Raw genomic sequence first — 12,431 nt, forward strand, 5'->3', positions numbered from 1 at the left:
GGGGGCGCCCCGCCGGTGGGTGCTGCGGGTGCCTCAGGCCAGGTTCTCCAGGACCGGGTAGTAGCCGCCGGACTGACCGGCCGCCGTGGGGTGGTAGGAGTCGCCGATCGGCCAGGTCACGCTGTGCAGCCAGGAGTCGGACGAGCAGATCTCATGACCGGAGAAGGCCGGGCGGACGTCGCCGTAGCCGAAGCCGTGATCCGCCGCCCGCTTGGCGGTGACCTCGCTCAGGTTGTCCGAGGCGCTGTTGATCGCGGCCCGTGCCTCCTCGCTGATGCCCACCGCGCAGGAACCGTCGAGCTGGTACATGCGCGGGTAGCCGAGCACGACCACCCGGGCGTTGGGCGCCTTGGCCCGGATCGCGTCGTAGACCGTGTCCAGCTGCCCCGGGAGGGTGGTGGTGATGTACTCGTTGGCCGTGTTCACCGCGGCCACGCAGGCGCTGGTGCCGCTCAGCACGCAGGTCTGCATGGTGTCGGCGAAGCCCGCGTCGTTGCCGCCGATGCTGATGCTCACCAGGGTGGTGCTCGCGTTCAGCGGGTCGAGCTGGGAGTTGATGACGTCGGCCGTGCGGGCCCCCGAGCAGGCGGTGAAGTCGAAGGACGAGGGGGCGTTCGCGTTGGCCCACAGCTGCGGATAGGCGACGGTGGAGCGGCGGCAGTCACCGCTTGCGTCGTCGTAACTGCCGGCGCCGACGCCGGAGGAGTACGAGTCCCCCAGAGCCACATAGGCGTCCGCCGCGGCGGCAGGGGTGTCCTGCGCGGATGCGGCGGCCGGGCCGAGGGCGGTGACGCAGAGGGCGAGGGCCGCGGTAGCGGCCACCTTCGCCGTACGGCTCAACTTCATGGAGCCTCCCAAGGAAGGTCTGTGGGGGGTGGGTTGGCTGATCACTCCGCCTGCGCTGTACCCGGCGCAAGTCGCAGCCATGCCAAGGAGATGAACAGCGCGTCAACGACAACGACAAAACGGGCACCGGAGTTGTGGCCGACGCGCACCTCTTGTCGGTTTTCCGACTTTCCCCAGGGGTTGTCGGAAGGGGGTTCGCGCTTTAGCGTGACCGAACAGCGCAGAACACATTCCAACATCACGGCGCGCGCGGCGGGCTCCGCCACGCCGCCCGAGGAGTCGCATGCACACCCGGCCCAAGGACGATCCGCTCCCCTACTACGAGCAGCCCTCGCCCGGCAGCGGAACCCTCCCCGCCCGCGCCTGGTACGCCGCCTCCGACGCCGCCCGCCTGAGCCTGAACGGCACCTGGGACTTCCGCCTCTCGCCCACCGCCGAGGGCGCGGACACCGGCTTCACCGCCGAGGACGCCGACCTCACCGCCGGCGACTGGCACACCGTCACCGTCCCCGGTCACTGGGTGCTCCAGGGCCACGGCGCCCCCGCCTACACCAATGTCAGCTACCCCTTCCCGGTGGACCCGCCGCGCGCCCCCACCGAGAACCCCACCGGCGACCACCGGCACGTCTTCGACCTGCCCGCCGACTGGCCGGCCGGCGGCGACACCGTTCTGCGCTTCGACGGCGTGGAGTCCTGTGCCCGGGTCTGGCTCAACGGCCGGGAGCTGGGCACCTTCCAGGGCAGCCGCCTGCCGCACGAGTTCGCGGTCGGGCACCTCCAGCGCCCGCGCGGCAACGTCCTGGCGGTCCGTGTCCACCAGTGGTCGGCGGGCAGCTACCTGGAGGACCAGGACATGTGGTGGCTGCCCGGCATCTTCCGGGACGTCACCCTCCTGCACCGCCCCGAGCAGGCACCCACCGACTTCTTCACGCACGCCGGATACGACCACACCACCGGCGAGGGCATCCTGCGCGTGGAGTGCGACCGGGCCGGCACTGTGACCGTGCCCGAACTGGGTATCGAGGTGCCCACCGGCGAAGAGGTACGGGTCCCGGTCCAGCCGTGGTCCGCCGAGCACCCCCGGCTGTACGCGGGTGAGCTGACCACCGCCGGCGAACGCATCCCGCTGCGGCTCGGCTTCCGCACCGTGGGCGTGCGCGACGGCCTCTTCAAGGCCAACGGCCGCCGGATCCTCTTCCGGGGCGTCAACCGGCACGAGTTCCACCCCGAAACCGGCCGCGCCGTCGACGAGGCGACCATGCGCGCCGACATCGAGCTGATGAAGCGGCACAACATCAACGCGGTGCGCACCAGCCACTACCCGCCGCACCCCGCCTTCCTGGACCTGTGCGACGAACTGGGCCTGTGGGTGATCGACGAGGCCGACCTGGAGACCCACGGCTTCTGCTACTTCCCCGACTGGCGCGGCAACCCCGTCGCCGACGAACGGTGGACGCCCGCCCTGATCGACCGGGCGCGGCGGATGGTGGAGCGCGACAAGAACCACCCCTCGGTCGTCATCTGGTCACTGGGCAACGAATGCGGCGCCGGGCAGGGCCTGTCAGCGATGGCGGCCTGGATCCGCGAGCGCGACCCCTCCCGTCCCTTGCACTACGAGAACGACTCCACCTACCGCGACTCCGACTTCTTCTCCCGGATGTACGCCTCGCACGAGGAGGTGGAGCGGATCGGGCAGCGCGCCGAGGAGCCGCTGGCCGACCCGGAGCTGGAGGCGCACCGTGCCTCGCTGCCCTTCCTGCTGTGCGAGTACGCCCACGCGATGGGCAACGGCCCCGGCGGACTCAGCGAGTACCAGCGGCTGTTCGAGACCTACGAGCGCTGCCAGGGCGGCTTCGTGTGGGAATGGATCGACCACGGGCTGCCGAAGCGGACAGCGGACGGGCGCCCCTACTACGCCTACGGCGGCGACTTCGGCGAAGACGTGCACGACGGCAACTTCGTGTGCGACGGGCTGCTGTTCCCGGACCGCACCCCCTCCCCCGGCCTGATCGAGTACAAGAAGGTCATCGAACCGGTGCGGATCACCGGCGACTCCGCCGCCGGAACGATCACCGTCAGCAATGGCCACGACTTCCTCGGTCTGGCCCACCTCTCCTTCGCCTGGCGCTACGAAGTCGAGGGCGAGCTCATCGCCTCCGGCTGGCTGACCGTCCCGGAGCTGGCCCCCGGAGCGTCCGTCGATGTCCCGCTGCCCGCGGCGCCCGACACCGCGGCGGCCGGCGAGGGATTCTGGACCGTCACCGCCGTGCTGTCGGCGGACACCGCCTGGGCCCCGGCAGGGCACGAGGTGGCCTGGGGTCAGTTCCCCGACGCCGCGCGCCCCCGTACTACACCGAGCGCGGGCGCGTCCGCTGTTGTCGCGCGCCGGGAGGGCACCACCGTGGCGCTCGGTCCGGCCGTCTTCGACGCGGCGAGCGGCGAACTGCGCTCGCTGTCCGGACTGACCCTCCACCAGGGCCCCCGGCTGGACACCTGGCGAGCCCCGACCGACAACGACGAGGGCATGGAGTGGGTGGACCAGACCCGCCTCGCCAAACGCTGGCGCGATCTGGGACTGGACCGGATGCGTCACCGGGTGGACGCCGTGGAGCTCGCCGGGGACGGCACGTTCACCGTGCGCACCCGCGTCGCCCCGGCCGCCGCCGAGGTCGGACTGGCCACGGTCTACCGCTGGAGCGCGGGCGAGAACGGGGAGCTGCGCCTGGATGTCGAGGTCACCCCGCAGGGCGAGTGGCAGGTGCCGCTCCCCCGGCTGGGGCTGCGGCTGGGGCTGCCGGCCGGTCTCGGCCTCGCCCGCTGGTACGGCGGCGGGCCCGGGGAGGCGTACCCGGACACCCGGGCCGCCGCCCGGATCGGCCGCTGGGAGGCCACCGTGGACGCCCTGCACACGCCCTATGTGCGCCCGCAGGAGAACGGCGCCCGCGCCGACGTCCGCTGGGCCGAGCTGCGCGCGCTGCCCGGTACGGGGTCCGGCGCCGCCGGACTGCGGCTGACCGCGGGCGGGCAACCGCTGTACTTCACCGCGCGCCGCTGGAGCACCCAGGAGCTGGACACTGCCACGCACGCCCCGGATCTGACGCCCGGTGGCACGGTGTGGGTGCATCTGGACGCCGGCCAGCACGGCATCGGCTCCCAGTCGTGCGGCCCGGGTCCGCTGCCGCGATACCACCTGACGCCCGAGCCGACCGCCTTCTCGGTGGTCCTCGGTGCGCTGGACGAGGGGTGACGGCGGCCCCGTAACGGCGCAGGGGCCGCGGCCACCGGGTGCTGGAGCCCGGTGGCCGCTCCCGGTCACCGGTAGGGGATCACACCAGCAGGAAGTCGGCGTCCCCCGACTTCACTCCCTGGATGAAGTCGGCCATCTCATGGCCGGAGTAGATGAGTGCGGGGCCGTCCGGGTCGGTCGACTGACGCAGCGCCACCCGGCCGTCCCGCAGCCGCAGCGCCTCCACGCAGCTGCCGCCGTTGCCGCCGCTCCAGGGCTTCCGCCAGCCCTCGGTGGCCAGTTGGGTGGCCGGCATGCCGTTGTATATCCGATCCATGGTCAGATCTCCTTGCGAATACGACTGAGGATCACCTCAGTACGGTGCACCTGCGCGGCCTGTGCGCACATCCGGTCCAGCGCCTCCCGGAACAGTGAGACATCCTCGCGCTGATCGAAGTACGCGGCGCCTATCAGGCTCTCCGCACAGGCGACGTCGGGCAGTTCGGGGATGGGGAACCGGAAGAGGTGGAAGGGGCCGTACATCGCGGGATGCGGTCCCGCGCTGAACGGCATGATCTGGAGCCGTACATGCGGTGCGGAGACGGCTTCGATCAGCCGGGAGATCTGTGCACGCATGACGTTGGGTCCGCCGAAGGGGCGGCGCAGCACGGTTTCGTCGATGACGACCCACAGCAGCGGCGGCTGCTTGCGCTGGAGCAGGTCCTGGCGGGCGAGCCGCAGCGCGACCAGCCGGTCGATCTCGCTGGCCGGTGCGTGCGGCATCCCGGAGCGCAGCACCGTGGCGGCGTAGGCCTCGGTCTGCAACAACCCTGGTACGTAGTGCGGTTCGTAGGCACGGATCTGGTCGGCCTCTGCCTCCAGGGAGACGAAGGCACTGAACCATTCTGGCAGCACATCGCGATAGTGGTGCCACCATCCGGGACGATTTGCCTCGCGGGCGAGGTTGAGGAAGCCGTCGATCTCCTCGGTGGTGGTCACCCCGTAGATCCGCAGCAGCTTCTCCACGTACGGGACCTTGAGGCCGACCTGGGCCTTCTCCATCCGGCGGATGGTGGCGTGGGTGACGTCGAGGGCGGCGGCGGCCTCCTCGAAGGTGTAGCCCGCTTCTTCGCGCAGGTCCTGGAGCCTTCTGCCCAGTACCACGCGCAGAGCGGTCGGTGCCGCGCCCGGCGTTCCTGCCACTGCCCGCCCCCATCCGGCTGCTGTCATCGGAGAGCAGTGTGCCACGCGGCCCGGCAAGTACAACAGAGTGATATCAACGGTTCTGTAATTTGCAGGATGCCCCTTGCCGGATGCGACGGTCAACACTCAGAGTATGGGGGTGGCTTCCTCCTCACACGCTCAGCCCTTAGAGCGTTATGACACCTCCCTTCTCGGGAACGAGCGTCTGATCTTCCGGCTGCCCGCCGTGGACGCCTCCGTCGGCGAGGCCAGGCGCCGGGTCCGGGCCCAGCTCACCGAGTGGCGGTCCCCGGTGGAGCTGACGGACAACGCGCAGTTGATCGTCTCGGAGCTGGTGACCAACGCCCTGCGGCACACCGGCAGTCGGTCGGTGGGCTGCGAGGTGCGGATACTGGGATCGCTGCTGCGGATCGCGGTCTCCAGCGCGGGCGCGGGTCCGGCCGGGATGCCGACGGCGGCCGCCATGGAGGACGAGGGCGGCCGGGGGCTCCTGCTGGTGTGCACGCTCGCCGAGGTCTGGGGGGTACGGCCCCGGGACGCGGGCAGCGGGCACGTAGTCTGGGCCGACCTGGCGATCGGCCCGGCCGCACGCTGAGCGGTGCCCACCCGCCGATCCGGCTCACCTCCCGGCGTGCGTACCGCACTTACCGAGAGGTTCGGCATGCAGCGCAGTGGCTCCCCGTACGTGTTGTGGTATCCGCGTCCCGCCGATGAGTGGCTGCGGGCGCTGCCGGTCGGCAACGGCCGGCTCGGCGCGATGGTGTACGGCGGTACGGACACCGAGGAGTTGCAGCTCAGCGAGGACACGGTGTGGGCGGGCGGCCCGCACGGCTACGACAACCCGGGGGCGGCCGCCGCGCTGCCCGAGGCGCGGCGGCTGGTCTTCGCCGGCGCGTGGGCGGCGGCCCACCGGTTGCTGGAGGCCGAGGTGATGGGCGTTCCGGTCCGGCAGATGCCCTATCAGACGGTGGGCAGCCTGCGGCTGGCCCTGGACGGCGGCGACGAGCCGGTGAGCGGCTACCGGCGGGAGCTGGACCTGTCCCGCGCGGTGCACACCGTGGAGTTCGTCCGCCGGGGGATACAACACCGGAGGGAGGTGTTCGCCACCGCCGCCGACCAGGTGATCGCGGTGCGGCTGAGCGCGGACGCGCCCGGCGCCGTTGGGTTCACCGCCTCCTTCGACAGCCCGATGGAGAGCACCGCCCTGTCCCCGGACGGTGCCACGATCGCCCTGGACGGCCGGGGCGGCGACTGGGACGGCGTGGCGGGCCGGGTGCGGTACCGGGCGCTGGTGCGGGCGCTGGCCACCGGCGGCGAGGTCTCCTCGGCGGACGGGGTCCTGCGCGTCTCCGGAGCCGACGCGGTGACGCTGCTGGTCTCGGCGGGCACCAACCACGTCGACTGGCAGGACCTCGGCGCCGATCCGGCGGACCGCGCGCTGCGCGATCTGACCGAGGCGGCGAAGCGGCCCTACGAGGAGCTGCTGGCGCGTCATGTGGCCGATCACGCCACTCTGTTCGACCGCACGGCCCTGGAGATCCCGGCCACCGGGGCGGCCGCGCTGCCCACCGACGAGCGGGTCGCGGCCTTCGGGGACGGCAGTGCCGACCCGCAACTGGCGGCGCTCTACTTCTACTACGGCCGCTATCTGCTGATCGCCGCCTCCCGCGCGGGCACCCAGCCGGCGAACCTCCAGGGGCTGTGGAACGACCTGACCGATCCGCCGTGGGGATCGAAGTACACGATCAACATCAACACCGAGATGAACTACTGGCCGGCCGGCCCGGCGAACCTTCTGGAGTGCTGGGAGCCGCTGTTCGCCCTGCTGCACGACCTGCGGGTGTCCGGTGCGCGCAGCGCCCGGCAGATGTACGGGGCCCGGGGCTGGGTCGCGCACCACAACACGGATCTGTGGCGGGGCACCGCGCCGGTGGACGGGGCGACCTGGGGGATGTGGCCCACCGGCGGGGCCTGGCTGGCGCTGGCGGTGTGGGAGCGTTACCGGTTCACCGGGGACGCCGAGCGGCTGCGCGCCGACTACCCGGTGCTGGCGGAGGCCGCGCGGTTCTTCCTGGACACCCTGGTGGAGGACCCCGGTACCGGCCATCTGGTGACCTGTCCCTCCATCTCCCCGGAGAACGCGCACCACGAGGGTGAGGGCGGCACGCTGTGCGCGGGGCCGACCATGGACGGGCAGATCGTGCGGGATCTGTTCGCCGCGGTGGACGGTGCCGCCGGGGTGCTGGGGGTGGACGGGGAGCTGCGTACCGAGGTGCGGGCCGCCGCCGACCGGCTGCCACCGATGCGCGTCGGGGCCCAGGGGCAGTTGCAGGAGTGGCAGCAGGACTGGGACGCGCGGGCCCCCGAGCAGGGCCACCGGCACATCTCGCACCTCTACGGGCTGCATCCGGGGGCGCAGATCACCCGGCACACCCCCGAGCTGTTCGACGCGGCCCGGGTGACGCTGGAGCAGCGCGGGGACGCGGGGACAGGCTGGTCGCTGGGCTGGAAGATCAACTTCTGGGCGCGGCTGGCGGCGGGCGACCGTTCGTACAAGCTGCTGACCGACCAGCTGACGCCGGAGCGGACCGCTCCGAACCTCTTCGATCTCCATCCGCCGTTCCAGATCGACGGCAACTTCGGTGCCACGGCCGGGATCACCGAGTGGCTGGTGCAGAGCCACGGCGCGGAGATCGAGCTGCTGCCCGCGCTGCCCGGGGCGCTGCCGGAGGGCCGGGTGCGGGGGTTGCTGGCACGCGGCGGTTTCGAGGTGGCGCTGTCCTGGTCCGGCGGGGCCCTGGCCGAGGCGCGGATCGGTTCGCGGGCCGGCACGACGGCCCGGATCCGTACGGCGGCGCCGGTGACGGTCACGCTGGACGGTGCCGAGGTGGCGGCCCGGCGGGACGCGGACGGGGTGACGGAGTTCATGACGCGGGCCGGGGAGGTCTATCTGCTCACGCCGCGCGGGTGAGCCGGGCGGTGGCCATGGCGCGCAGGGTGCGGGCGCCCGACAGCCCCATGGCCACCGCGAGCACGCCGAAGCCCAGGGCCAGCGCGTACGCCCAGCGCGGCCCGTGGTGTTCGATGACCAGTCCGGTCAGCCCCACGCCGGCGGCCCGGCCGACGCCGACCGCCGTGGACAGCCAGGTGAGGCCCTCGGTGATCATGTGGGAGGGCACCCCCTCGCGGACCAGGCTGTAGCCGGCGATGATCGCGGGCGCGGTGAGGATGCCGGCGAACAGCGAGATCGCCCACAGGGCCGGGACGCCGGGCATCGCCCACAACGGGGCCATGCCCGCGACCACGGACGCGATGGCGAGCAGGAACAGCCGGTCCAGCGGCAGCGACCAGTCGCGGGCGCCGTACCACAGGCCGCCGATCGCGCTGCCGACGGCGTAGGTGCCCAGCACGGCGCCGGTCATCCAGGTCTCGCCGTACCGGTCGACGAAGGCGATGGTGGCGAGTTCGAACGCGGCGAACATGGCCCCGGTGAAGAGGTAGACCGCGCACATCCAGGGCATGCCGGGCGCGGTGATGGCCCGGGCGCGGACTTTCTGCACCGGGGCGACCGGCGGCTCGGTGCCGCGCTGCTGGGCCAGCAGCAGGCAGCCGGTCACCCCGGTCAGCGCGGCGGCGGCGACCCCGGCGGCCGGGTGGACCAGCACGGCGAAGGCCACGAGCAGCGGGCCGACGGCCCAGATCAGCTCGTCGGCGACGGACTCGAAGGAGAAGGCGGATTTCAGCAGTCTGCCGCCCTCGTCCCGCTCGGCCAGATGGCTCCAGCGGGCGCGGACCATCGCTCCCAGCGGGGGCATGAAGGCGCCGAAGGCCGCCCCGGAGGCGCACAGCAGCCACACCGGGGCGTCCAGGTGCGCGGCGAGCAGGAAGAGCGCGGCGGCGGTACCGAAGGCGGCGGCCAGGGGGCGCAGCACGCGGCGCTGGCCGAAGCGGTCGATGAGGTAGCCCAGTTGCGGGACGATCAGCGCGTAGCACAGGGCACCGGCCGCGGAGGCCAGACCGGCCGTGGCGTAGCTGTCGGTGATCGCGGTGATCAGAAAGACAGTGCCGAGCGAGAGCATCGCCGTGGGCATCCGGCCGATGAACCCTGCCGCTATGAACTGCTTGGCGCCCGGTACCCGGAAGATCGCACCGTAGCTCCGCAGCCCCGCGGCAGTCTGTCCCATGATCCGCATCATCCCGGTCGTGGTGGAGGCGCGCACCCGCATTTCGCCGATGGCGGAGTTCCGCCGTCGGCCGGTCGGATGAACGGCGGTGAACGCTCAGGGAAACAGCGGGGGCCGGATGTGTGCGCAATGGGGATCGGATGCGTGCGAATACGGGGGCATCAGGGGTCTTGGGATGGCGTCGGGCAGGATGGGACGGGACAACGGATATACCGGAGGATCAGTGGACGTCTCGTTGCCCATGTGGGTGCTCACCATCGTGGTGCTGTGCGCCTTCATCGCTGTCGACTTCTTCTTCGGGCGCAAGCCCCATGAGGTCTCGCTCAAAGAGGCGGGAACCTGGACCGTCATCTGGATACTCCTGGCCGTGCTGTTCGGCATCGGCATCGCGGTGTTCGGAGGCGGCCAGGCGTCCGGTGAATTCTTCGCCGGTTATGTCACCGAGAAGTCGTTGAGTGTGGACAATCTGTTCGTCTTCGTGCTGATCATGGCGAAGTTCTCGGTGCCGCCCCAGTACCAGTCGCGGGTCCTGCTGGTCGGTGTGCTGATCGCCCTGGTGCTGCGGGCGATCTTCATCGCCGCCGGCGCGGCGCTCATCTCCACCTTCTCGTGGGTCTTCTACATCTTCGGCGCCTTCCTCATCTGGACCGCCTGGAAGCTGATCAAGGACGCGCGCAGCGACGAGGAGGAGGACTTCGAGGAGAACCGCTTCATGAAGGCGGTCGAGCGGCGCTTCCCGGCGACCGACGAGTACCACGGCACCAAGCTGACGATCGTGGAGAACGGCAAGCGCCTGATCACCCCGATGCTGATCGTGATGCTGGCGATCGGCAGCACCGATGTGCTGTTCGCGCTGGACTCGATCCCGGCGATCTTCGGGCTCACCCAGGACCCGTACATCGTCTTCACCGCCAACGCCTTCGCCCTCATGGGGCTGCGGCAGCTGTACTTCCTCATCGGCGGGCTGCTGAAGAAGCTGGTCCACCTGTCCTACGGGCTGTCCATCATCCTGGGCTTCATCGGCGTCAAGCTCGTGCTGCACGCGCTGCACGAGAGCGGGGTGCACGTGCCGGAGATCGGTATCCCGCTCTCGCTCACCGTGATCGGCGGCGTGCTGGTCATCACCACCATCACCTCGCTGTACGCCACCAGGAAGACCCGGGAGGGCTCGAAGACCGGTTCCTGAGGTCTTCGGTAGGGTGCGTGCGGGCAGGAACACGACAGGGAGATGGAACGTTTACTCCTTTGGGTGTGACGTCCGCACGCAGTCGGCGGGACGGGAGGCGGGTCATGGGGACGGGGCCGAAGAGCCGGGACGAGCGGGGTGGCGAGGACGAGCCCGAGCCCGGTGACAGCTGGGACGACGTGGTACTGGACGAGAACTTCGTCCGTGGCGCGGAGGTGTCCGAGCCGACCGCGCGCACCAGGATGCTGACCGAGCGCTGGAAGAACGAGGCTCCGGACCCGCAGCCGTGGCGCTCGGACGAGCCGCCGGCGGGCTGGATCTTCAGCTCGTCCCGGCGGCGGCAGCGGGCGCAGCGTCCGCGCAAGCGGCGCTGGTTCCGTCGCAAGAACAAGGGCGACGAGCAGGAGTGAGCGCGGCGGGCGGCCGGGGGGCGCGGGATGCCTCCCGGCTCATCCGTACCGCCAACCGTTACCGGGTGCTGCGGCAGGTGCTGGCCGACGGCCCCGTCTCGCGGCCCGCGCTGGCCGCGGCCACCGGGCTCAGCCGGGCGACGGTGGCCACGGTCACCGGGGAGCTGCACCGGCGGGGTCTGGTGCGGGTGGCCGGTTTCGAGGATTCGGCAGGGGGCCGGCCGGCCGCGCTGCTGGCGATGGATCCGGTGGGCGGTGCGCTGATCGGGGTCGATATGGCCGAGACCTATGTGCACGCCGAGCTGTTCGATCTCACGCTACGGGTGCTGGCCACCGTACGGCTGCCGCTGGCGCCCGGCGAGGACGGCCCGGAGCTGGTGGTGGAGCGGACGGCCGAGGCCGTCTCCCGGGTGCGGGAGCGGGGCGCACCGCCCGGGGTGCCGGTGCTGGGCGTGGGCGTCGCCATGCCGGGCATGGTGGACCGGGAAGGCGGCGTCTCGGTCTTCGCCGCGAACTGGGACTGGCACGGGGTTCCGCTGCTCGGGCTGCTGGCCCGCCACATCCCGTACCGCCTGTACCTGGACAATCCGCTGCGGGCCACCACGGTGGCCGAGCTGTGGTTCGGGGCGGCGCGCGGGCGGCGGGACGCGGTGGTGGTGAACCTGGGCACCGGGGTGGGGGCCGGGCTCGCACTGGGCGGGGCGGTGCACCGGGGTGCCTCCAACAGTGCCGGGGAGTGGGGGCACACCACGCTCGTGCACGGGGGCCGGTCGTGCCGCTGCGGGCGGCACGGGTGTGTGGAGAGCTATGTGGGGGCGCCGGGGATCATCCGGACGCTGACGGAAGTGGCCCCCGGGAGCGCCCTGCTGCGGCCTGGGGACCAGATGGGCACGATCGCGGCGCTGGCGGCCGGTTCGGCTGCCGGGGATCCGGTGGCGCGGCGGGTACTGGAGGTGTGCGCGGACCAGCTGGGGGCGGCGGTCGCCGACCTGGTGAATCTGCTCAACCCCGAGGTGGTGGTGCTCAGCAGCTGGGTGGCGCGGGAGTGGGGGGCGCCGCTGCTGGAGGCGGTACGGGGGGCGGTCGGCCGGTACGCTCTGGGGCGTCCGCTGGCGAGCGCCGAGATCGTGCTCTCGCCGGTCGAGGGTGATCCGGTGAGTCTGGGGGCGGCGACCTTCGCGCTGGAGGGCGCGTTGGCGTAGCGGCGGGGAGTGCGGCGCGAACGTGCGCGGGTCGCGGACGCCGATGCGGCGGGTTTCCCCCCGGTTCCTGCCTAGGCGGGGTTGCCGTGGCCCGCTCGGGTTCTCCCGCCCGGGGGTCGCCGACGAGGGCGCCGCTATGCTGCCCGCGCCGGGCCGGGCGGTGGGGCGACCACG

10 protein-coding genes are annotated in these 12,431 nt (G+C 71.8%); 6 read left to right on the plus strand and 4 right to left on the minus strand.

The genetic code is table 11. From position 1 onward, the window contains the following. Positions 1 to 33: 33 nt before the first annotated feature. The gene (locus tag SXIM_RS00680) at positions 34 to 846 is read right to left on the minus strand and encodes an SGNH/GDSL hydrolase family protein (protein WP_030738497.1); all 813 of its coding nucleotides are present in this window, start codon (positions 844 to 846) and stop codon (positions 34 to 36) included. Between the two features lie 283 nt (positions 847 to 1,129). Here SXIM_RS00680 and SXIM_RS00685 point away from each other — a divergent pair, with 283 nt between their 5' ends. After that, positions 1,130 to 4,093 (plus strand): glycoside hydrolase family 2 TIM barrel-domain containing protein, encoded by a 2,964-nt coding sequence (locus tag SXIM_RS00685; RefSeq protein ID WP_046722632.1) that lies wholly within the window; start codon positions 1,130 to 1,132, stop codon positions 4,091 to 4,093. 79 nt (positions 4,094 to 4,172) lie between these two features. On the opposite strand, the gene SXIM_RS00690 is transcribed toward SXIM_RS00685, so the two are convergent. Further along, complete coding sequence (locus SXIM_RS00690; protein WP_030726660.1) at positions 4,173 to 4,409, minus strand: DUF397 domain-containing protein; 237 nt, start codon at positions 4,407 to 4,409, stop codon at positions 4,173 to 4,175. A 2-nt stretch (positions 4,410 to 4,411) separates the two neighbouring features. Then, entirely contained in the window at positions 4,412 to 5,302 is an 891-nt protein-coding gene (locus SXIM_RS00695; protein ID WP_046722633.1) for a helix-turn-helix domain-containing protein, read from the minus strand. Between the two features lie 112 nt (positions 5,303 to 5,414). Between SXIM_RS00695 and SXIM_RS00700 the strand changes: the two genes are divergently transcribed. Both SXIM_RS00700 and SXIM_RS00705 read left to right on the plus strand, forming a co-directional pair. Beyond that, positions 5,415 to 5,870, plus strand: coding sequence for an ATP-binding protein (locus SXIM_RS00700; protein ID WP_234306749.1), 456 nt, complete (start codon positions 5,415 to 5,417; stop codon positions 5,868 to 5,870). 36 nt (positions 5,871 to 5,906) lie between these two features. After that, the gene (locus SXIM_RS00705; RefSeq protein WP_246156801.1) at positions 5,907 to 8,246 is read left to right on the plus strand and encodes a glycoside hydrolase family 95 protein; all 2,340 of its coding nucleotides are present in this window, start codon (positions 5,907 to 5,909) and stop codon (positions 8,244 to 8,246) included. Here the strand turns inward: SXIM_RS00705 and SXIM_RS00710 are convergent. After that, positions 8,230 to 9,459 carry an MFS transporter gene (locus SXIM_RS00710; RefSeq protein ID WP_158707972.1) on the minus strand — a complete coding sequence of 410 codons (1,230 nt, stop codon included), beginning with the start codon at positions 9,457 to 9,459 and terminating at the stop codon, positions 8,230 to 8,232. The genes SXIM_RS00705 and SXIM_RS00710 overlap by 17 nt on opposite strands. A 223-nt stretch (positions 9,460 to 9,682) precedes the next feature. Here SXIM_RS00710 and SXIM_RS00715 point away from each other — a divergent pair, with 223 nt between their 5' ends. The 3 genes from SXIM_RS00715 to SXIM_RS00725 all read left to right on the plus strand — a co-directional run bounded on the left by SXIM_RS00715 (position 9,683) and on the right by SXIM_RS00725 (position 12,257). Next, the gene (locus tag SXIM_RS00715; RefSeq protein WP_030726672.1) at positions 9,683 to 10,645 is read left to right on the plus strand and encodes a TerC family protein; all 963 of its coding nucleotides are present in this window, start codon (positions 9,683 to 9,685) and stop codon (positions 10,643 to 10,645) included. 104 nt (positions 10,646 to 10,749) lie between these two features. After that, on the plus strand, positions 10,750 to 11,055 hold the full coding sequence (locus SXIM_RS00720) for an SGM_3592 family protein (RefSeq protein ID WP_046722635.1): 306 nt from the start codon (positions 10,750 to 10,752) through the stop codon (positions 11,053 to 11,055). Further along, positions 11,052 to 12,257, plus strand: a complete 1,206-nt coding sequence (locus tag SXIM_RS00725) for an ROK family transcriptional regulator (protein WP_030726675.1) — start codon at positions 11,052 to 11,054, stop codon at positions 12,255 to 12,257. Before SXIM_RS00720 ends, SXIM_RS00725 begins: the two co-directional genes overlap by 4 nt. The last annotated feature ends 174 nt before the right edge of the window (positions 12,258 to 12,431 follow it).

Origin of the sequence: Streptomyces xiamenensis (assembly GCF_000993785.3) — a bacterium.
GTDB classification, from domain to species: Bacteria; Actinomycetota; Actinomycetes; order Streptomycetales; family Streptomycetaceae; genus Streptomyces; species Streptomyces xiamenensis.

What these genes read in the sequence shown, in the direction of transcription:
- SXIM_RS00680 (WP_030738497.1), bottom strand. Translation starts at nt 846, where the DNA reads ATGAAGTTGAGCCGTACGGCGAAGGTGGCCGCTACCGCGGCCCTCGCC.
- SXIM_RS00685 (WP_046722632.1), top strand. Translation starts at nt 1,130, where the DNA reads ATGCACACCCGGCCCAAGGACGATCCGCTCCCCTACTACGAGCAGCCC.
- SXIM_RS00695 (WP_046722633.1), bottom strand. Translation starts at nt 5,302, where the DNA reads ATGACAGCAGCCGGATGGGGGCGGGCAGTGGCAGGAACGCCGGGCGCG.
- SXIM_RS00720 (WP_046722635.1), top strand. Translation starts at nt 10,750, where the DNA reads ATGGGGACGGGGCCGAAGAGCCGGGACGAGCGGGGTGGCGAGGACGAG.
- SXIM_RS00710 (WP_158707972.1), bottom strand. Translation starts at nt 9,459, where the DNA reads ATGGGACAGACTGCCGCGGGGCTGCGGAGCTACGGTGCGATCTTCCGG.
- SXIM_RS00690 (WP_030726660.1), bottom strand. Translation starts at nt 4,409, where the DNA reads ATGGATCGGATATACAACGGCATGCCGGCCACCCAACTGGCCACCGAG.